General features: G+C 70.1%; 19 protein-coding genes. 8 read left to right on the top strand and 11 right to left on the bottom strand.

What is annotated here, in order from left to right:
- Positions 1-45 precede the first annotated feature (45 nt).
- Complete coding sequence (locus tag RAN62_RS38205) at positions 46-1,281, top strand: glycoside hydrolase family 26 protein (RefSeq protein ID WP_305789762.1); 1,236 nt, start codon at positions 46-48, stop codon at positions 1,279-1,281.
- Positions 1,282-1,404: 123 nt separating this feature from the next.
- On the opposite strand, the gene RAN62_RS38210 is transcribed toward RAN62_RS38205, so the two are convergent.
- Both RAN62_RS38210 and RAN62_RS38215 read right to left on the bottom strand, forming a co-directional pair.
- Positions 1,405-1,620, bottom strand: a complete 216-nt coding sequence (locus tag RAN62_RS38210) for a DUF397 domain-containing protein (protein WP_369077243.1) — start codon at positions 1,618-1,620, stop codon at positions 1,405-1,407.
- Between the two features lie 16 nt (positions 1,621-1,636).
- Entirely contained in the window at positions 1,637-2,494 is an 858-nt protein-coding gene (locus tag RAN62_RS38215) for a helix-turn-helix domain-containing protein (RefSeq protein WP_305789763.1), read from the bottom strand.
- A 341-nt stretch (positions 2,495-2,835) separates the two neighbouring features.
- Between RAN62_RS38215 and RAN62_RS38220 the strand changes: the two genes are divergently transcribed.
- Positions 2,836-3,042: a hypothetical protein gene (locus RAN62_RS38220; RefSeq protein WP_305789764.1), complete on the top strand. Its 207-nt coding sequence runs from the start codon at positions 2,836-2,838 to the stop codon at positions 3,040-3,042.
- A 54-nt stretch (positions 3,043-3,096) separates the two neighbouring features.
- On the opposite strand, the gene RAN62_RS38225 is transcribed toward RAN62_RS38220, so the two are convergent.
- Together RAN62_RS38225 and RAN62_RS38230 are read right to left on the bottom strand one after the other, a co-directional pair.
- Positions 3,097-3,723 (bottom strand): DUF5753 domain-containing protein, encoded by a 627-nt coding sequence (locus RAN62_RS38225; protein WP_369077246.1) that lies wholly within the window; start codon positions 3,721-3,723, stop codon positions 3,097-3,099.
- A 31-nt stretch (positions 3,724-3,754) separates the two neighbouring features.
- Positions 3,755-4,525, bottom strand: coding sequence for a WecB/TagA/CpsF family glycosyltransferase (locus tag RAN62_RS38230; RefSeq protein ID WP_305789765.1), 771 nt, complete (start codon positions 4,523-4,525; stop codon positions 3,755-3,757).
- A gap of 52 nt (positions 4,526-4,577) precedes the next feature.
- Here RAN62_RS38230 and RAN62_RS38235 point away from each other — a divergent pair, with 52 nt between their 5' ends.
- The 4 genes from RAN62_RS38235 (at position 4,578) to galT (ending at position 8,409) form a co-directional block, all read left to right on the top strand.
- Positions 4,578-5,516, top strand: coding sequence for a sulfotransferase family protein (locus RAN62_RS38235; protein ID WP_305789766.1), 939 nt, complete (start codon positions 4,578-4,580; stop codon positions 5,514-5,516).
- Positions 5,516-6,430 (top strand): glycosyltransferase family 2 protein, encoded by a 915-nt coding sequence (locus RAN62_RS38240; RefSeq protein WP_305789767.1) that lies wholly within the window; start codon positions 5,516-5,518, stop codon positions 6,428-6,430. Before RAN62_RS38235 ends, RAN62_RS38240 begins: the two co-directional genes overlap by 1 nt.
- A gap of 114 nt (positions 6,431-6,544) precedes the next feature.
- On the top strand, positions 6,545-7,321 hold the full coding sequence (locus RAN62_RS38245; protein WP_305789768.1) for a DeoR/GlpR family DNA-binding transcription regulator: 777 nt from the start codon (positions 6,545-6,547) through the stop codon (positions 7,319-7,321).
- On the top strand, positions 7,318-8,409 hold the full coding sequence (gene galT / locus RAN62_RS38250; RefSeq protein ID WP_305789769.1) for a galactose-1-phosphate uridylyltransferase: 1,092 nt from the start codon (positions 7,318-7,320) through the stop codon (positions 8,407-8,409). Before RAN62_RS38245 ends, galT begins: the two co-directional genes overlap by 4 nt.
- Before the next feature lie 243 nt (positions 8,410-8,652).
- Here the strand turns inward: galT and RAN62_RS38255 are convergent, their stop codons facing one another.
- The gene (locus tag RAN62_RS38255) at positions 8,653-9,867 is read right to left on the bottom strand and encodes an NADP-dependent isocitrate dehydrogenase (protein ID WP_305789770.1); all 1,215 of its coding nucleotides are present in this window, start codon (positions 9,865-9,867) and stop codon (positions 8,653-8,655) included.
- 110 nt (positions 9,868-9,977) lie between these two features.
- Here RAN62_RS38255 and RAN62_RS38260 point away from each other — a divergent pair, with 110 nt between their 5' ends.
- Entirely contained in the window at positions 9,978-10,232 is a 255-nt protein-coding gene (locus RAN62_RS38260) for a hypothetical protein (RefSeq protein ID WP_305789771.1), read from the top strand.
- On the opposite strand, the gene RAN62_RS38265 is transcribed toward RAN62_RS38260, so the two are convergent.
- The 3 genes from RAN62_RS38265 to RAN62_RS38275 are packed head-to-tail and all read right to left on the bottom strand — an operon-like array spanning position 10,229 to position 14,833.
- A complete protein-coding gene (locus RAN62_RS38265; protein ID WP_305789772.1) occupies positions 10,229-13,333 on the bottom strand; it encodes a helicase HerA domain-containing protein in 3,105 nt (1,034 codons plus the stop codon). The genes RAN62_RS38260 and RAN62_RS38265 overlap by 4 nt on opposite strands.
- Complete coding sequence (locus RAN62_RS38270) at positions 13,330-13,968, bottom strand: hypothetical protein (protein ID WP_305789773.1); 639 nt, start codon at positions 13,966-13,968, stop codon at positions 13,330-13,332. Before RAN62_RS38270 ends, RAN62_RS38265 begins: the two co-directional genes overlap by 4 nt.
- Entirely contained in the window at positions 13,955-14,833 is an 879-nt protein-coding gene (locus RAN62_RS38275) for an endonuclease domain-containing protein (RefSeq protein WP_305789774.1), read from the bottom strand. The genes RAN62_RS38270 and RAN62_RS38275 overlap by 14 nt, the downstream gene beginning before the upstream one ends.
- 280 nt (positions 14,834-15,113) lie before the next feature.
- Between RAN62_RS38275 and RAN62_RS38280 the strand changes: the two genes are divergently transcribed.
- Positions 15,114-16,706 carry an alkaline phosphatase D family protein gene (locus RAN62_RS38280; RefSeq protein WP_305789775.1) on the top strand — a complete coding sequence of 531 codons (1,593 nt, stop codon included), beginning with the start codon at positions 15,114-15,116 and terminating at the stop codon, positions 16,704-16,706.
- Positions 16,707-16,836: 130 nt separating this feature from the next.
- Here RAN62_RS38280 and mdh read toward each other — a convergent pair whose 3' ends face one another.
- The 3 genes from mdh to purN all read right to left on the bottom strand — a co-directional run bounded on the left by mdh (position 16,837) and on the right by purN (position 20,040).
- Positions 16,837-17,787: a malate dehydrogenase gene (gene mdh / locus RAN62_RS38285; protein ID WP_305789776.1), complete on the bottom strand. Its 951-nt coding sequence runs from the start codon at positions 17,785-17,787 to the stop codon at positions 16,837-16,839.
- A gap of 79 nt (positions 17,788-17,866) precedes the next feature.
- Positions 17,867-19,426: a bifunctional phosphoribosylaminoimidazolecarboxamide formyltransferase/IMP cyclohydrolase gene (purH, locus tag RAN62_RS38290; RefSeq protein WP_305789777.1), complete on the bottom strand. Its 1,560-nt coding sequence runs from the start codon at positions 19,424-19,426 to the stop codon at positions 17,867-17,869.
- Entirely contained in the window at positions 19,423-20,040 is a 618-nt protein-coding gene (purN, locus tag RAN62_RS38295; RefSeq protein WP_305789778.1) for a phosphoribosylglycinamide formyltransferase, read from the bottom strand. The genes purH and purN overlap by 4 nt, the downstream gene beginning before the upstream one ends.
- Positions 20,041-20,138 lie beyond the last annotated feature (98 nt).

The following is a 20,138-nucleotide window of genomic DNA, read 5'->3' on the forward strand; positions in this document are numbered from 1 at the left end:
TCGGGTAGTCGACAAACCGGACTTTGGGTCTAATACTGGGCGATCGTGACACGTCGCCCGCGCCGGATTCTGCATCTTGTCGCCCTCACGGCCGTCTTCGCCATCTCGGTCGTGGCCACCTTGTCATGGGCCTGGACCGGTGGCGTCGATCAACTCGGCATCCCGTACGGGCCCGTGCCCGTGCCTTCGTCCGCGGCCCCGTCCACGCCGGTTTCCGTGGCGCCTTCCCCCTCCGCCTCCGTGCCGCCCAGTCACGTCCCGCCGCCCTCCTCGGCTGCACCGATCGCTCCTTCTTCGACGGCTCCGCCGGCCGCCGAACCCCGGGACTGCCGCACGGGCGAGAAGCTCGTGCCGACTTGCGGCGTCCTGTGGGGCGTGGCGCCGGGTGCCTTCACCGAGAAGCGAGGCAAGCAGGCGCTGGCCTCCTTCGAGGAGAAGACCGAGCGGCACCAGGACGTCTACCACGCCTATCACAAAGGCACGAAGCAGCTCTTCCCCACCGAGCAGGAGATCGAGATCGCCCGCGAGCCCGGCCGCGAGCGCATCCTCTTCCTCAACTGGAAGCCTTCCGGCGCCACCTGGGCCGAGATCGCCGACGGCGACAAGAAGACGGACAAGTTCCTCGACAAGCTCGCCGAGCACATCAACAAGAACTTCCCCGAGCAGTTCTTCTTCACGGTCCACCACGAGGCCGAGGACAATGTGAAGGAGAAGAAGGGCTCCGGCTACACCGCTTCGGACTACGCGGCCATGTACAAGTACGTGGTCAAGCGGCTCCGCGCCCACGGCGTGGACAACCTGGTCACCGTGCTGGTCCACATGGCGTATGTGCCGCACACGAGCAAGAAGTGGTTCGAGGACATGTACCCGGGCGACTCGGTCGTCGACTGGATCGGCTTCGACACGTACGCGTACAGCGACCCCGGCTACGGGCACGGCGACTTCGCGGAGCTGCTCAACCGGCAGGCGTCGAACAAGCCCGACTGGCCCGGCTTCTACAACTGGGCGACGCGCAAGCACCCGGGCAAGCCGCTGATGGTCGCGGAGTGGGGCGTCTGGTCCTCCAAGAAGAACCCGGCCCACAAGGCGGAGTTCTACCGCGAGGTCGGCCGGCAGATCGGCCGCTTCCCGAAGATCCGCGCCCTGATCCACTTCGACACGCCCCACAACCAGGAGGGCCGCGACTCCTCGGTGGACGCCACCCACGAATCCCTCAAGGCCTACCGCAAGCTGGGCAAACTCCCCATCTTCCAGGTCGAGGTCCGCCCCCTGCTGCCCTGATCGCCGCGGCCGCCCGCCCACCGCGCCGGGCGGCCGCGGTCACCCCGGCAGGGGCGGCGGCCATGAGCACCCGCAGGGCCGGGCAGCGGACATCGCCGCCCGGTCCTGGGACACCATCGGCGATCAGCCGATCAGATCGTCGAACTCGCCCTTCTTGGCGCCGTCCAGGAAGGCCTCGAACTCCGGCTTGGTGTAGAGGATGATCTCCTGTTCGGGGCGCCGGGAATGCCGTACCGCAATCATGTCGGCGGCCGCGGCAACCTGAACACAATTACCACCCGAGCTGCGCGTGGCGATACGCCAGTCCAAAGCTTGCCGGTCGATATGCATTTCGCTCATGATTGTCCTCGGCTGATCAGGCGGGAATGTTGTGGAGGCAGCGGTCGATTGTCTCGATCGACTGCGCGGGATCGAGGGCGAGCTCGGTCAGCAGGACGAATGCCTGTCGGCACCGCGCCACTTCCTCCGGCCTCCGCTCGAAGAGCTGGCCGAGCTGACCCTCTGTGTAGACCACCGGCGGCAGAGACCCACCGCCGACAAAGCTGAGCAGGGAGAAACTCCCGTCCAGCCCCGGGCTGGCCCCGGCGGTGAACGGCAACACCTGGACGCGGATGTTCGGACGTCCGGCCATCGCGCCGAGGTGCGCCAATTGGTCACGCATGACATCGTGATCGCCGACGACACGGTGCAGAACCGCCTCGTCGATCACGATATGCAAGTGGAGAGCACTGTCACCAGAAAGGATCTGCTGCCGGCCCATGCGGGATTCTACGGCCTGCGCGAGCCGGTCAGCGGAGAAATCAAGCCGGACCGGGCGAATTACTTCTTTCGCGTACGCCTCGGTCTGCAGCAGTCCGGGTATCACTGTCGTCTCGAATCCGGCGATCTCGGTGGCGGCGCTCTCGAGTCCCACCAGGGTGGCGGTGGACGTCTCCAGGTCGTACCGCTCCCACCAGCCGCGGCGACGCCCCTCCCGGGTCATCCGGACCAGGTCCTCGGTGGTCGCCGCATCGAGGCCGTACCGATTGCTCAGCGCCCTGACCAAGAGCTCCTTGGGACTTCGCTGCGCGTTTTCGAGCCGGCTGATCGTGGAGACATCGACGCCCACGTCGGCCGCGACCTCCGTCGCGGTCAGACCCCGCTCTTCTCGATAGCGCTTGAGCAGGGCGCCGAGCTCGCTGCGGCGAGCGGTCGGGCTGCTGGGCCGGCTCACCATTACCTCCCTAACCCCGTCGACGGTAGCTGTCAAGACGTCGATGGCAACAGCGAACCGGCAAAACATAGTGTGCCAAAGTACGTTTGGCAATTTGCCAACCATCCGTGTCGAGCCGCAGACTGAGAGTCAGGAGGAGTAGCTGCCCAAAGCGAAGTGAGCACCTCCGGCTGCCACCGGAAGTGCTCACTGTCCAGCTGAAGCCGCCCCGAACGGATCTCACACCATCGAAAGGGACTGCCATGAGAAGTCTAGTACTCGCGACAGCAGAAGGACAGGTGCAGACACCGCCGTTGACGGTCGCGCTTCCGTCAGCCATCACCCCAGCGCTGCGCTGAGTCATGCACGGCGCGCCCTCGACCCGGGCTGTTCCCCGCGTCGTCGTCATCGTGTTTCTCGCCGCGCTCATCGGCGGCGGGGCGGGCTTGTTGTCCTTTGCCGACCAGGGCAGTGTTCCCCAAGCCGTCCTCACCGGCAGCGGGGCCTTTGCCGCCGCCGTCGCCTTGTTCATCGCTCTTCTGCAGTACGCCGGCGACACCCGACGGTGAGTCGTCTTCTGTCCGCCGTGTCCCGAGGAGCGGCGGACAGCCTCCATGGTCTTGTCATGCAGCGGTAGCCGTGGCGCCTCCTTCGCCCAGTTCCGCAAGGGCCGCGTCGAGCATCACCGCAGATTCCGCCTCGGAGGCCGCCATGGTCTCCAGCTCCTCGAACCAACGGCGATAGCTGCTCAAGTCGGCAGAGTGCGCGCCACCGAAGTAGTCACCCTTGGCATCCTCCAGATACAAAAGATCGCCGAGGGCGGGCTCGGCGAACTCCATGATCACGAAGGGGCCCCGGAGACCTGGTTGCGCCCCCGCGGCAAGCGGCAGGAGACGCAGGCTCACCCGGGTCCGGGCGGACAACTGCTTGAGATGCGCCAGCTGGCGGCGCAACACCTCCGGCCCTTGACCGCTCTCCGCGCCGATCCGTCGGCGGATTGCCGACTCGTCCACGATGAACACCATGGCCGGCGCATCGTCTCCGTTCAGGATGACCTGCCGGGCGATCCGCGCCTGCACCCGCCGAGCCACCGTTTCCGGGGCATCGCCGGGATCCGCGTAAAGGCTGAGCACCGCCTCCGCATAGTCCGGCGTCTGGAGCAGCCCGGGCACAACCATCGGCTCGAACTGACTGATGCGGGTGGCGGACTTCTCGTAACGCAGGAGTCGCCGGACCTGCTCGCTCCACAGCTCGTCCCGAAGCGCCGGCGGGACGAAATTTCTAGCGCCGAGCGGCCTGGGCCAGCAGCTTCACGGCGTAGGGCGCGTCGTGCTTGAGGTAGCGGCTCGCCAGGCGGCCCGGTTCGGCGCTCAGGCGGTGGGCCCATTCGAGGCCGGTGCGTTGCATCCAGCGGGGCGCCCGGTCGATGTCGCCGGCGACAAAGTTTACGGCGGCGCCGCAGCCCATGAACCAGGTGCCTGGCAGGTGGGGGCGGAGACGGTCGACGACTTGCTCCTGCTTGGGGAAGCCCAGCCCCACGAAGACCAGGTCCGGGGCCGCTGTGACGACATTGTGGACCAGGTCGGCGTACACCGTGGGGTCCTGCTCGAAGCCGTGGGGCGGGCAGAGGGTGCCCGCCACGCGCAGGCCGGGGAAGTCCGCCGCGAGGCGCAGGGCCGCGCGTTCGGCGCCGGAGGGGTGGCCGGGGGTGCCGCCGATGAGGAAGATCGAGCGGCCGTCGCGGGCGAGGCCGGCCGAGAGCGACCAGATCAGGCTGCTGCCGGCCACGCGCTCGGGCAGGGGGGTGCCGCTGAGGCGGCTGGCCCAGACCAGCGGCATGCCGTCGGCGACGACCAGGTCGGCCGATTCCAGGTACGCCCGGACGCGCGCGTCGGTCGACGCCTGGCGCAGGATGTCCACGTTGGGCGTCACGACGCGCCCGCCCCGGCCACCGGCCAGAGCGTCTCTGACCTGGGCGACCACCTCCTCCTCGGTGACCGGATCAAACTCTGTCCCCGCGAGCCGGACCCGCGGGAAAGCCTCGACAACCACCTGACGCCTCCTTCGCTCGTTATAGCAGCGAAACGAGCGAAGGTGGACCAAAGTGGCACGGGTTCTTTTTCTGGGCGGATTAGGACGAAGCGGGACGACGCTCGTCGAACGCCTGCTCGGGGAACTGCCCTCGGTGTGCGCGCTCGGCGAGATCGTGCACCTCTGGCAACGTGACGTCCGCGACAACGAACGGTGCGGGTGCGGCGCCCGGTTCGCCGCGTGCACGTTCTGGAAGCGGGTCGGCGAACTCGCCTTCCACGGCTGGGCCAATGTGGACGTCGAGCGGGTGCACGCGTTGCGGGACGCCGTCGAGCGCACCCGGTTCATTCCCCGGCTCGCCGCCGACCGGCTGCCGCGCGAGCTGCTGCTCCAGGTACGCGAGTACGCCGGCTTCTACACGCGCGTCTACACCGCCGCGGCGGAGGTGTCCGGGGCGCAGGTGGTCGTCGACTCGTCGAAGCACAGCGCCCTCGCCCACGTCCTGCGCTGGGCCGGCGGGATCGACCTCCGGGTGGTGCACGTGGTGCGCGACGCGCGCGGTGTCGCGTACTCGTGGACCAAGACCGTCGCCCGGCCGGAGACCGACGGCAGCGACGAGATGACGCGCTACTCCCCCGGCCGCTCGGCCCTGCTCTGGAACGCCCACAACGCGGCCTTCGGTCTGCTCGCGCGCCGCGGGGTGCCGGTCCGCCGGATCCGGTACGAGCAGTTCCTCGCCGATCCGCGCGGCGCCCTCACGTCGCTGGCCGACTTCGCCGAGCTGCCGATCTCGGAGGCCGACCTGGCGTTCGTCGGCGACGGGCACGCCGATCTGGGCGTGGGTCACAGCGCGGCCGGCAACCCGATGCGCTTCACCGTCGGGCGGCTGCCGCTGCGGCGCGACGACGCCTGGGTGCGCGCGTTGCCGGACAAGCAACGGCGGCTGGTCGGCACGGTGTGCGGGCCGATGCTCCGCGCGTACGGATATCCCTTGAATGTGAAGGAAGCCTGATGAACTGGCCGTCCGTCGGCGTCGTCATCCCCACCCGCAACCGCCCCGAGCTCGTCCGCAAGGCGATCGCCTCGGTGCGGGAACAGCGCTACCCCGGCACCGTCAAGATCGTCGTCGTCTACGACCAGACCGAGCCCGACTACCTGCTCGCCTCCACGGCCGGCGTTCCTGTGCTGGTGCTCACCAATTGGCGTACACCTGGTCTGGCGGGTGCGCGCAACACCGGCATCCTCGCGCTGGACACCGAGTACGTGGCCTTCTGCGACGACGACGACCGCTGGGCACCCGACAAGCTGCGCCGGCAGGCGGCCGCCCTGCTCGCCGAGCCCGAGGCGGAGTTCGCCACCTGCGCGATCGAGGTCGAGTACGAGGGCCGGTCGACCCCGCGCCTGGCCGGGCGCAGCCGCGTCACCGTGGACGAGCTCGCCCGGTCGCGGATGGCGATGCTGCACTCCTCGTCGTTCCTGGCCCGCCGGTCGGCGCTGGTCGACAACGGCATCGGGCTCGTCGCCGAGGACGCCCCGGGCAGCCAGAACGAGGACTGGGACCTGCTGCTGCGGGCCGCGCGCCGGGCCCCGATCGTGCATCTCGACGAGCCGCTGGTGCGCGTGCTGTGGGGGCGGACCTCCCATTACGCGTACGAGTACGCGACGAAGATCTCATCGCTGCGCTGGATGATGCAACGGCACCCGGAGATCAGCGGCTGCCGTCCCGGGGCGGCGCGGGTCTACGGTCAGCTGGCGTGCTGGTCCGCCGCCACGGGGAACCGGTCGGAGGCGTGGCGGTTCAGCAAGGAGGCCGTACGCGCGAACTGGAAAGAACCCCGGACGGCGATCGCCCTCGCCGCCATGACGGGCGCCGTGAAGGTCGAGAACGTTCTGTCCGCGCTCCACAAACGGGGAAGAGGGATCTGAGAGCCTCTTGCCGCTCCGCCGCATCGGCTGACTCTTTTGTTCGAGGCCGCTGTGCGGGTAGTGTTCGCATGTGTTTGAAATAGTGCGGATGCCTGTGGCCTCGGGGGTGCGGTAGTGCTTGCCCAGCAGCGTCAAGCGGCCATCCTCGACCGGGTTCGCGCGGCCGGCGGTGTGCGGGTCAGTGAGCTCGCCACCGAGTACAACGTTTCCGACATGACCATCCGCCGGGACCTCGAGGCACTCGCCGACCGGGGCCTGATCGCGAAAGTACACGGCGGCGCGACCACGGTGACCCCTGGTTCCGCGCACGAGCCGGGGTTCGCCGCCAAGTCCGTACGCCAGCAGGCCGAGAAGGCCGCGATGGCCATGCGCGCCGCCGCCCTGGTCTCCCCCGGCGACGCGATCGCGCTCTCCGCCGGCACCACCACGGCCGGCCTGGCCCAGCGGCTCGTCGACGTCCCGGCGCTGACCGTGGTCACCAACTCGATCCCGGTCGCGGACATCTTCTACCGCGCCGGGCGGCCCGATCAGACCGTGGTGCTGACGGGCGGGACGCGTACGCCCTCGGACGCCCTCGTGGGCCCGGTGGCCGTCGCCGCGATCGGCACGCTGCACCTGGACATGCTTTTCCTGGGCGTGCACGGCATGAGCGAGCGGGCCGGTTACACCACGCCTAACCTGATGGAGGCCGACGTCAACCGCGCCCTCGTGCAGGCGGCCGAGCGCCTGGTGGTGCTGGCCGACCACACCAAGTGGGGCACGGTGGGCATCTCCTCGATCGTCCCGCTGCACCGCGCCGACGTGGTGATCACGGACGACGGGATCGACGACACCGCACGGGCAGTCCTTGCGGAACAAGTGAACGACCTCATGGTGGTGAGCCCCCAGTGATCGAGAAGCGCACGGCTGTTCGGCTGTCGGACGGCCGGGAGCTCATCTATTTCGACGAGTCCCCGACCCACGACCGCGCCGAGTGGCCCGACACCCGGGAGCTGCCGCCCCCGCCGCCCACGTCCCAGCTGCGGTACGACCCGCTGGTCGACGAGTGGGTGGCCGTCGCGGCCCACCGGCAGACGCGCACCTTCCTGCCGCCGTCGGACAAGTGCCCGCTGTGCCCGTCGACGCCGGAGTTCGCCAGCGAGATCCCGGCGCCGAGCTACGACGTGGTGACCTTCGAGAACCAGTTCCCCTCGTTCAGCGACCGGGTCAAGGCCGACGACATCACCTCGCTCACCGACCTGGTCCCCGTGGTCCCGGGCGTCGGCCGCTGCGAGGTGGTCTGCTTCACCAGCGACCACAACAGCTTCTTCGGGGCGCTCACCCCCGAGCGGGTCCGCACGGTCGTCGACGTCTGGGCCGACCGTACGACCGAGATGTCGGCCCTGCCGGGCGTCGAGCAGGTCTTCCCGTTCGAGAACCGCGGCGTCGAGATCGGCGTGACGCTGAACCACCCGCACGGGCAGATCTACGCGTACCCCTTCGTCACTCCGCGCACGAAGAGCATGCTCGCCGCGGCCCGCGCGCACGCGGCGAAGACCGGCGGCAACAACCTGTACGCCGACGTGCTCGCCGCCGAGATCGCAGCCGGCACGCGCATCGTGTCGCAGAACGAGCACTGGACGGCGTACGTGCCGGCGGCCGCCCGCTGGCCCTTCGAGGTGCAGCTGGCCCCCAACCGCCACGTCCTCGACATCCCCCAGCTGTCGGACGCCGAGCGGGACGCCTTCGGGCCGATCTACCTCGACCTGCTCCAGCGCTTCGACGCCCTCTTCGACAAGCCGATGCCCTACATCGCCGCGTGGCACCAGGCGGTCGTGGGCGAGGGCCGCGACCTGGGCTACCTGCACCTGCAGCTCTTCAGCATCCGCCGCGCCGCCGACAAGCTGAAGTACCTGGCCGGCTCGGAATCGGCGATGGGCGCCTTCATCAACGACATCGTGCCGGAGAAGGCCGCCCAGACGCTGCGCGAGATCATCTGACTCGAGAAGTGGGGGCGGGGGGCCCGGGACAAGGCCCCCCGCAGGGAAGGGACGGACGCCCCGGCACGAGAGAACCGGCGGCGCCCGGGACAAGGCGGCCGGACCGGCGGGCGACCTCTCGTGCGGTTGTGGTCGTCATCCGTTCTGCTGGGACAAACGAAGCGACATACCCCCCGGTTACGCAGCCAAACATGGGAAAGCCCCCGATCCGCCGGGACCGGGGGCTTTCGCGTGGAGCGAGGGTCAGGCGAGCTTGCGGGCCAGGTTCTCGTCCAGGGCGTTCATGAACTCCTCGGTGGTCAGCCAGGGGGCGTCCTTGCTGATGAGCAGCGCGAGGTCCTTGGTCATCTGACCGCCCTCGACCGTCTCGACGCAGACCTTCTCGAGGGTCTGGGCGAACTCGGTGACCGCCGGGGTGCCGTCGAGCAGGCCACGGTGCTTGAGGCCGCCGGTCCAGGCGAAGATCGAGGCGATCGGGTTGGTCGAGGTCTTCTCGCCCTTCTGCCACTGCCGGTAGTGCCGGGTGACAGTGCCGTGCGCGGCCTCGGCCTCGACGGTCTTGCCGTCCGGGGTCATCAGCACCGAGGTCATCAGGCCGAGCGAGCCGAAGCCCTGCGCGACGGTGTCGGACTGGACGTCACCGTCATAGTTCTTGCAGGCCCAGACGTAGCCGCCCTCCCACTTGAGCGCGGCGGCGACCATGTCGTCGATGAGCCGGTGCTCGTAGGTGAGGCCGGCCTTCTTGAAGTCCTCGGCGAACTCCGCCTCGAAGATCTCGGCGAACAGGTCCTTGAAGCGACCGTCGTACGCCTTGAGGATCGTGTTCTTCGTCGACAGGTAGACCGGGTAGTTGCGGGCCAGGCCGTAGCGGAACGACGCCCGGGCGAAGTCCCGGATCGACTCGTCGTAGTTGTACATGGCCATGGCGACGCCGCCGCCCGGGTAGTCGGCGACGTGGAACTCGATCGGCTCCGAGCCGTCCTCGGGCGTGAAGGTGACGGTCAGCTTGCCGGCGCTCGGCGCCACGAAGTCGGTCGCCTTGTACTGGTCGCCGTGCGCGTGGCGGCCGATGATGATCGGCTTGGTCCAGCCCGGCACCAGCCGCGGCACGTTGCTCATGATGATCGGCTCGCGGAAGACCACGCCGCCGAGGATGTTGCGGATCGTGCCGTTCGGCGACCGCCACATCTTCTTGAGGCCGAACTCCTCGACGCGCGCCTCGTCCGGGGTGATCGTCGCGCACTTGACGCCGACGCCGTGCCGCTTGATGGCATTCGCCGAGTCGATGGTCACCTGGTCGTCGGTCTCGTCGCGGTACTGGATCGACAGGTCGTAGTACTCGAGGTCGACGTCGAGGTAGGGCAGGATCAGCTGCTCGCGGATCTGCTTCCAGATGATCCGCGTCATCTCGTCGCCGTCGAGCTCCACCACCGGGTTCTCAACCTTGATCTTCGCCATCGGCCGGCGCTCCTCTCCCGGGACTGCTGCTCTTAGCAGTACGAGCGTACTGCATGACGGCCCGCTCTTCTCGCCGGGCTCGATTTGTCCTCGCGTTCTAGAATGCTGGCGTGGCTTTCCCCGAGCACCCCGGCGAGCCCTCGCGGCGATCGGGCCCCGAGGTCACCCTCATCATGCTCGCCGGAGCCGCCCTGGTGCTGGCAGTCGCCGCCAGCAGCCTCTGGCTCGTCGGCGCGGCCATCGTCCCGGCCGCCGCCCTCGTCCTGCGCGAGCAGTCCCCCGACGGCGCCGCCCGCTCCACCGCGGCCACCCTCGCGGCCGGCCTGAGCCTGATCCTGCTCGGCCTCGGCATCGCCCACGCTTAAGCTCGCGCCCGCGCCAGGACCTCTTCGACCGTCAGCGGGCTGCGCGGGTGGTGAGTCAGCGAGAGCGGCGTTCTGATCTTCCGGGGCGCGGCGCCCTCGACGGCCAGATAGAACTCGCCGGTCGCCAGCCGGGAGATGTCCGGCACGTCGCCGCCCTTGGCCTTGGCCATCTCCCGCGCGGCCTCGATCTGGATCGGGCTGTTCATGAGGCCGTGGAGCTGCGTCGCCGCGTTGCCCGGGATGCGGTTGTGCAAGCCCTTCGGGGCCTGCGTGGCGAAGATCAGCCCGAGCCCGTACTTCCGGGCCTGGGCGGTCAGCGCCAGCGTGCTCTGCGTACAGGCTGTCATCGCGCCCGAGGGAGCGAACGTCTGGGCCTCGTCCATGACGAGCAGCCCGAGCAGCGGCCGATCACCGGCGGGGTGGCGCTTGATCCAGGCGAAGAGCGCCATCTGCAGCTGGTTGGCAAAGCTCTGCCGGACGTCGTCGGACGGCAGCCCCACGAGGCTGATCACCGAGATGCGAGCCCGCTTGCCCGGCGCGGGGGTGAGCAGCACGCCGGGATCCATCGGCGTGCCCTCGCCGCCGAAGAGCGGGTCGTTCACCATGGCGGCGGTCAGCGTCTGCGCCAGGCCGAGCCCGATCTTGTCCGCGTCGGGCAGGTCGATGAGGCCGTCCGGGAAGTCGGCCAGCGTGTCGACGAGCCCCTTGAGCTGGGAGCCCCCGCGCCGGCCGTAGTGCTCGACCGCCTTGCGCAGCACCGCGAGCCCCAGGTGGGCCTTGCTAGCCCGGCCGGTGACCATGGCTCTCGGAGCCAGCGCGGCGACCGCGGCCTCGACGGCCTCGTGGAACTCGTCGTCATCGTCGAGCACGCCGGCGAAGTCGGGCAGCGGCTGGAAGCTGAGCGGCCGGCCCGATGTCCGCCGCGGCGTCCAGACGACGACATCGGTGTTCGCGAGATGGTCCCGCGCCTTCTCCGCGTCGCCCGGCCGCCACTGGGCGGGCTGCTCGGGCCAGCCTTCGCCCAGCCGGGCCAGGTCGTTGTTGGGGTCGAGCACGATGGCCGAGACGCCCTGCAGCGCGCACTCCTCCACGATGCGGCGGATGAGCACGGTCTTGCCGGAGCCCGAGCCGGCGAAAATTGTGACGTGCTTGCGGAGCGCTTCGAGCGCGAGCGGCACAGGCGCCTCGTCGTCGTACCCGTGCCCGACAACGAAAGCCGGCTCAGCTGAGGCTGGGGCCGGAGCCGAGGGCGGAGCCTGGTCGAGATCAGTCAGCGCGGCCCGCAGGAAGGCGAGATCACGGGTGGGCCGGCGATCGGCCAGCCAGCCCTGCAGGTCCATCGGCGCCTCGGCCAGCATGACCCGCAGCGCCGCCAGGGTACGCAGATCCTCGTCACCCAGCTCGACGGTCCGGCCGCCGGCCGCGACAAAGGATTCGACGGCCTTCCGCATGCCCGGACCCGTCGGCCACGGGCGGTTGCGCAGCAAAATCAGCTTCCGCTTGGGCATGCCGGGGTCGAGGGCGGCCGCCACGCACGCCTTCCGCAGCCGGGCCAGCACCGCGTTGCTGTGATAGCTGTCGCTGATCGCGCGGAAACACCAGTGCACCTGATCTTCCGTACGTTCATCGAGCGTCAGCCGCAGCCGCGCGTGCAACGGCGGATCCGTACTCGGGGGCGGATCGATGCTGAACGGCTCCCCCGCGTCACCCCGTTCCAGGATCCACGAGGTGAGCCCGGCAGCGAGCAGTGGCGGCAATTCGCGGTCCTCCGCCGACCGGTCGCGCGGCGTGACCACGTCGGCGGCTGCCCTCAGCTCGGCGAACCACGCGTCGTAGCGGTCCAGCTCCGAGGGGGTGACAGTGACGGGAACGGGCCGGGGTTCCCGGGGTTCGTCGGCGGGCGGCTCACCGAGGGTGGTCATCTCCCGGAGCTCGCCGGCTTCGAGGCACGTACGGACATGCCGGTCGATCTCGATGAGCAGCTGCCGGGGCGTGAAGTTCCCCGCTTCGGCGAAGGCCCGCGGCGACACCGGCCACGAGGGGTACGGAGGCGTGAAGCCCGCTTGTTCGTACAGGATGGTGAAGCGCTTCTCGATGATCGCCCGGGCGAGGTCGGCGCTGTCGATACGGCGCAGCGGAGACAGCTCGCGGAACCGGTCGGGCACCGTGTCGGTCGCGGTCCATTTGATGGTCGACCAGGTATTGGTGAGGCAGGCGAACACGGTCAGGGTCCGTCGCGTCGTCTGCCGCAGGGACATGAGCCCGTCCGCCATCCGGCTCAGCATCGACACCTGGTCGGGGCTCAACGCGGCGGCACCCGTCACCGCGGCGTCGCCCGAGACCGCCAGCTGGGCGATCAGCGTGTCGATCTGGTCGATCGCCACGACGGACGGTCCGGTGAGGGCCAGCAGCCAGGACAGGTCCTGCACGATCTGCTGCGGCTGACGAGGGCCCCGGCGCATGCCCCACGCCGCCCGCTCACCGGGAACCACTTCCTCACCCGAGAGGAAGTAGTTCTCGGCGATGTCGCGATGGGTGATGTCCTCCGAGGCACTCAGCGCCAGGGCCCGGGCGGTCTCCTGACTCACCCGGGCCGCCTGACGGTCGAAGTTGCCCAGCCCTTCCAGGAAGACGTCCAGGTCGTCCCGGGTCAGCACCTTCATGCCCATGAACGCCCGGCGGGCGGTCCGGGGCGCACCCACCAGTGCGGAAAGCCGCTGCAACAGCAGCCTGAGCTGGGTGTCCTGGGTCCCGGGCACCGGTCGCGCCAGACCGTCCAGCATGGCGGCCAGCACACTGTCCCAGAAGCTGCCGGCATCGAGCAGGCTGACCAGGAAGAAGTACCCGCCCTGGGCTTGAACCCGCTGGCGGATCCAGCCGAGCAGATGGGTCTTCCCGGAGCCACGCTGGCCTTGCACGATCAGGCCGAGCGGGCTGCCACCCGGGCCCGAGGCCGCCTCCCGCACGCCGGCGAGCACCTCTCGTACGACCGGGACGTGCAGGCCGTCGACGTGGAAGGGCGACGGCCGCCACACGTCGTCGGGAACCGGCGCCCAGTCGAACCGCAGGGCCGCCAGGGCCGTACGTTCCGCCTCGTTCATCCCACACCGATCGCGAGCAGGTGGTTCTCCTGGCCGCCGAGCCGGAGCGCCGCCTCGACGTCCGCCTCGGTGAGCGTCTTCCGATTCGGCTCCGGGGCGAGGGTCACGCCCTCCTCGCGGCTGAGTTCGCGCAGGGCGGCGTCCAGATCCTCGCGTGGAACATCGGCGAAGAAGGGCCGGAGCCGGCGCAGGCTCACCCAGGCGCCGGGTTCGGTGGCGAGCTCCCGTCCCGCGTGGACGATGCGGTCCCGCAAGTTTCCGGACGGCGCCGGCGCGCGCACGTCGCTCAGCGCGAAGAGCTCCCCCAGCGTGGCGCAGCCGCTACGAGGCAGGACACGATCACGCAGGGCGGCCTGCAGGGCGGTCAGCGCGGCACCGACCGCCGTCGCGCCGCGGACCTTGAACTCGAGGTCGTCCTGCATGCGGACCCAGCCCCTGTCCTCCAGCTGCAGGGCATACGTACGCCCGGTCTTGCGGCCGGCCACGTATCGCAGGCGGGTGAGCTTGTCGCGCTGCGGCTTGCGGACCTCCAGCCCGTACCGCTCGCGCAACTCGGTCGCCGGCACTTCTCGCGCCTCGACCATGAGTACGACCAGGATCGCGCTCTCCGACGCCGTCAGGTCATCGCCGGCCATGGTGCCGTACCTCCGCTGCTTCCTGGCGACGGGCCAGCAGATACTTGCCGATCTGCTGGACCACGGCGCCGACGTCGTGGGTCACTCGGGCGTTGGTGAAACGCAGGACGGCATATCCGTCGAGCTGCAGCCGGACGTCGCGTTGCCGGTCGGCCTCGTAGTGCAGCGGCCGGCAGTGCTCCGGCCCGTCGATCTCCACCACGCAGCGTTCCTCCGGCCACACCAGGTCGAGCCGCACCGGCATCGCGAGCCCCGACTGGTAACTCTGATTCCAGCGGCGCCCGGCCGCCCAGCTCTCAGCGGCGAGCGCGGCCTCCAGGGCCCGTTCGACGTGGCTCGCCGGATGCGGCTTGCCCACGACGGCCGGACCGGGCGCCCCGGAGCTGACCGGCGGCGCCGGCCGGAACTCCGGCAGCCCCGACCCGCGCGCACCGGCGCCGACGACCCAGACCGCCGGGCCGCCGTGGTGCATGAGCCAGCCCGCTCCCGCCGCGACGACCTCCTTGTCCGCACCGCCCGGCTCGGTGAGGAGCACCACCTTCCGCCGGCCGAACGCACTCGCCACAAGCCGGGCCAGCGCTGCCGCCCGGGCCCGCAACGGCAACGACGCGGTCGCGGCTCGCCGTCCCGTCACCGCGGCGACGGCCAGGTCGGGCAGGTAGAAGCCGGGATAGTGGTCGCGGCGGGCCCGTGCGGCAGCAGCTGCCCGGACCGCGACCAGACCGGCGGTGTCGGGGCGGACGCCCGTGGCAGCCTCCGGCAGCCAGGCCGGCACGAGGTCGACGGCCACCTGCTCGAGGCGGTCGACCGCGGCCCGCACGAAGTCGGCCGGCAGCGGACAACGTGGCGCCGGGCGGTGCACCACGGCGGCAAGATCCGGGTGGTCGCGGGCGATCGAGAGAGCGAGGGCATCAGTGTCCGCAGCAGGCAGCGCGACGACGCGATCGAGCGGAATTCCGGCGGCTGTCAGCCTCGTCCCTCCCCGGCTCGAGTGCCTCGGACCAGCCTAGGAACGCGCCCCCGCCAACACCAGACAAGCCACCCGCAAGGGGGAAAAGCACCTTCCCGCAAAGGTCTCGCGACGGCCAGGAGGCATTCGGCGGGGCGTAACCCCGGGCGAGTCGCATTGATGCATGTCTTTGAACATGCCGATCAGTCGTCGCTTGTTCGTCTCCGGGGCCGCGGCTGTTGCCGCGGGTCCGCTGCTCGTGCGCGGGAATTCACTTCCCGCCGGAGCGTTTTCGCTCGGCGTCGCGTCCGGTGATCCGCTGCCCGACGGGGTGGTGCTGTGGACGCGGCTCGCCCCGGCCGGTGGGAGCATGCCGGACCGGCCGGTGCCCGTGGAGTGGGAGATCGCGGAGGACGAGCATTTCCGCCGCAACCGCCGCCACGGGGTCGTCACCGCGGTCCCGGCCTTCGCCCACTCGGTCCATGTCGACGTGCGCGGCCTGCGCCCGGATGCCGTCTATCACTACCGGTTCCGCGCCGGAGGTCAGCAGTCCCCGGTCGGCCGTACGCGCACGGCGCCCGCGGAAAGGGCCCGGCCGGGCCACCTGCGGTTCGCGTTCGCCAGCTGCCAGGACTACCAGGCCGGCTTCTACACCGCCTATCAGCACCTGACCCGGGAGGACCTGGCCTTCGTCGCGTTCCTCGGCGACTACATCTATGAGAGCGCGGCCAACCCCGGCGCCGCCCGGCAGCACGAGGGCACCGGGGAGCCGTACAGCCTGGCGGAGTACCGGAACCGGCACGCGCGCTACAAGACCGACCCGGATCTGCAGGCCGCGCACGCCGCGTTCCCGTGGGTCGTGACCTTCGACGACCACGAGATCGACAACAACTGGGCGGACGAGATTCCGCAGGACCCGGACCTGCAGACGCCCGAGGCGTTCCGGGCCCGGCGCGTCGCCGCGTTCCAGGCCTACTACGAGCACATGCCGCTGCGGCGGTCGTCGTTGCCGCGCGGGCTCGACATGCAGGTCTACCGGCGGCTGCGCTTCGGGTCGCTGGCTGGGCTGCACGTCGTGGACACCCGGCAGTACCGCAGCGACCAACCCGCCACCCTGGCGGCCGCCCAGGATCCGGCGCTCACGATGACCGGGCCCGAGCAGGAGCGGTGGCTGGTGCGAGGGCTGGAGACCTCGGAGACGCGGTGGAACCTGCTGGCCAACCAGGTCATGTGGGCGCAGAACGACCGGCAGGCCGGGCCGGCGCAGTCCTTCGACTTCGACAACTGGGACGGCTACCGGGCGCAGCGGCGGCGGCTGCTGGAGCGCTTCGGGTCCGGGCGGGTGGCCAACCCGGTCGTGCTCACCGGGGACCGGCACTGCACGTGGGTGGCGGACCTGCGGCCCGATTTCGACGATCCCTCGGCGCCGGTGGTGGGTGCGGAGATCACGGGTACGTCCATCACGTCCGGCGGCAACCCGGACGTGGCCGCCTTCCACGCCGCCTACGACCCGATCATGGCGGAGTCCCCGCACTGGCGCTACATCGACAACCAGCGGGGGTACGTGGTGTGCGACGTCACGCGGTCGGCGATGACGAGCAGCCTCCGGATCGTCGACACCGTGTGGGCGCAGTCGGCTTCGGTCCGTACGGCCGCGAAGTTCGTGGTCGAGGCGGGGCGGCCGGGCATCGCGGAAGTGACGCAGGAGCCGGCCACGCTCGCCGCGCGCCGCTGGGAGGGTCCGCGCTTCGAGGTGCACGACGACGAGAACGCGTTCCCGCTCCGCTGACCATGTCGCGCTGCGCCCGGCGATGACGAGGGCGCCGATTTCTGGACGAGCGCTATTCTCGGCCGGAAATCGGTGTCCTCGTCATCGTCTTCAGGGGCGCAGTGCCCGCCGAGCCGCAGGCGAGGCCATGTTACAGATCGGCGACGTCGGCCTGCTTGGCGCGGACGGCCTCGGCGGCCTCCTTGAGACCGGCGAGCTCCGACTCGGTGAGGTCGGTCTCGACGACCTTCTTCACGCCGGTGGCGCCGATCTCGGCCTCGACGCCCAGGTAGACGCCGGAGATGCCGTACTCGCCGTCGACCCACGCGCAGACCGGCATGACCGCGCCCGAGTCCTCGGCGACGGCCTTGGCCATGCGCGCCGCCGCGGCGGACGGGGCGTAGTAGGCCGAGCCGGTCTTGAGCAGGGCCACGACCTCGGCGCCGCCGTTGCGCGTCCGCACGACCAGCTCCTCGATCTTGTCGGCCGGCAGCAGGTCGCTCAGCGGCTTGCCGTTCACCGTGGACCGCGACGGGACCGGGACCATGGTGTCGCCGTGCGAGCCCAGCGTCAGCGTCTTGACCGAGCCGACCGGAACGGCGAGCTCCTCGGCGACGAAGTTGGTGAAGCGCGCCGAGTCGAGCATGCCGGCCTGGCCGAGCACCCTGTTCTTCGGGAACTGCGTGGCGAGCTGGGCGAGCGCGGTCATCTCGTCGAGCGGGTTCGACACGACGATGACGACGGCGTTCGGGGCGTACTTGGCGACGTTCTCGGCGACCTGCCGGACGATCTTGGCGTTGACGCCCAGCAGGTCCATCCGGCTCATGCCCGGCTTGCGCGGCAGGCCGGCGGTGATGACGACCACGTCGGAGCCCTCGATGGCCTCGTAGCCCTCGCCGTTGGGGCCGGTCGTGGCGCCGACGATCTTGGTCTCGAAGCCCTCGACCGGGCGGGACTGGTTGAGGTCGAGCGCGAGGCCCTCGGGCTTGCCCTCGATGATGTCCGTGAGCACCACGGTGTCGAAGACGTCGTACTCGGCGAGACGCTGTGCGGTCGTGGACCCGTAGAAGCCGGCACCTACGACGGTGACCTTCTTGCCCATGCTCTCACTCCCAGACGGAAGGACGATTTTTCGCGACCGTATCAGCCGGTTAACCGTCGTTAACCAAGCAGGGTGGAGATCAGTGGTAAAAGTGGCGCGTGCCGGTCAGGTAGACGGTCATGCCCGCCTTCTCGGCCGCTTCGATCACCAGGTTGTCCCGGATCGAGCCGCCCGGCTGGACCACGGCCTTGACGCCCGCGGCGATCAGCACCTCGAGCCCGTCCGGGAAGGGGAAGAACGCGTCGGAGGCCGCCACGCTGCCCTTGGCCCGCTCCTCGCCGGCCCGGTTCACCGCGAGGTGCGCCGAGTCGACCCGGTTGACCTGGCCCATGCCGACGCCGACGGTCGCGCCGTCGCTGGCCAGCAGGATCGCGTTGCTCTTGACCGAGCGGATGGCCCGCCACGCGAAGGCGAGGTCACGCAGCTCGTCCGGCGCGGCGGCCGGCCCGGTCGCCAGCGTCCAGTGGGCGGGGTCGTCGCCCTCGGCGTCGATGCGGTCGGCCGACTGCACCAGCACGCCCCCGCCGACCTGCTTGATCTCCTCGGCGGGCGGGTTCCAGGCCGGGGCGACCAGCACCCGCAGGTTCTTCTTCTCCCGGAAGATCGCCAGCGCGTCCGGTGCGAACGACGGCGCGACGATGACCTCGGTGAAGATGCCGTCGAGCTGCTTCGCCAGCTCCGCGGTCACCTCCTGGTTGACCGCGATGACGCCGCCGAAGGCCGACACCGGGTCGCAGGCGTGCGCCTTGCGGTGCGCCTCCGCCACGTCGGCGCCGATCGCGATGCCGCACGGGTTGGCGTGCTTGATGATCGCGACACAGGGCTCGGTGAAGTCGTTGGCACTGCGCCACGCGGCGTCCGCGTCGACGTAGTTGTTGTACGACATCTCCTTGCCGTGCAGCTGCTCTGCCTGCGCGAGCCCGGCGGGGGCGTTCGGGTCCGTGTAGAGCGCCGCCTGCTGGTGCGGGTTCTCGCCGTAACGCAGGGTGCTTTCCCGCTTGAGCGCGAGTCCCGTGAACTCCGGCGTCTCCTCGCCCACGAGCACCGTGGCCGTCCAGTTGGCGACGGCCACGTCGTACTCGGCGATGTCGGCGAACGCGCGGGCGGCGAGCACCTTGCGCTGGGCCAGCGTGAAGCCCCCCTGCTGCAGGGCCTCGACCAGCGCCGGGTACGCACCGGGCGACGTGACAACCGCAACCGACGGGTGGTTCTTCGCCGCGGCGCGGACCATCGCGGGGCCACCGATGTCGATCTGCTCGACGCACTCGTCCACGCTCGCGCCCGACGCCACCGTCTGCGTGAACGGGTAGAGGTTGCTCACCAGCAGGTCGAACGGCTCGATGCCGAGCTCGGTCAGCTGCGCCTCGTGCGTGTCCAGGCGCAGGTCGGCGAGCAGGCCCGCGTGCACCTTGGGGTGCAACGTCTTCACGCGGCCGTCGAGGGTCTCCGGGAAGCCGGTCAGCTCCTCGACCTTGGTCACGGGCACGCCGGACTTCTCGATCGTCGACGCGGTCGAGCCGGTGGAGACGATCTGGACGCCCGCGGCGTGCAGGGCCTGCGCGAGCTCGACCAGCCCCGTCTTGTCGTACACGCTCAGCAGTGCCCGCTTGATCAGCCGGCGGCCGTCGTCCGTGCTCATGGAATGGTGACCTTCCTGTCCGTGATGGTCCAGCCCTCGCGGACCAGCCGGCCCACGTGGTCGACGAGCTGCGCCCGCTCGGCTTCCTTGATCCGCTCGGTCAGCGTCTCCTCCGTGTCACCGTCGAGCACGGGCACGCTGACCTGGGCGATGATGGGTCCGGTGTCGACGCCGGCGTCGACGAAGAAGAGGGTCGCCCCGGCGAGCTTCACGCCGTAGGCGAGCGCGTCGCGCGGGCCGTGCATGCCCGGGAAGGCCGGCAGCAGCGCGTTGTGGGTGTTGATGTAGCGGTCGCCGAACGCGGTCAGGAACCGCTTGCCCACGAGCTTGAGGAAGCCGGCGGAGATCACGAGGTCGGGCTCGTGCGCGGCGACGTGCTCGGTGAGGGCGGCGTCCCAGTCGTCGCGGGACTCGTAGGCCTTGACGGAGTCGACGAACGTCGGCACGCCGGCGGCGGCGGCACGATCGAGGCCGGCGATGCCGTCCCGGTCCGCGCCGACAGCGACGACCTTCGCGCCGTACGCGGGGTCCGCGGCGGCGTCGAGGAGGGCCTGCAGGTTGCTGCCGGAGCCGGAGACGAGGACGACCAGGCGGGCGGGCGCGGGGTCAATCACCCGAGCACCCTATCGCCACCCAGGTCCGGGCCTTTTTGCGGGCAGCGCGATCAGGTGGTGATCCATTACGCTACTGGTCCGCTCGCGCGATGGCCCAC

This window comes from Symbioplanes lichenis, assembly GCF_030709675.1.
Lineage (GTDB): Bacteria > Actinomycetota > Actinomycetes > Mycobacteriales > Micromonosporaceae > Actinoplanes > Actinoplanes lichenis.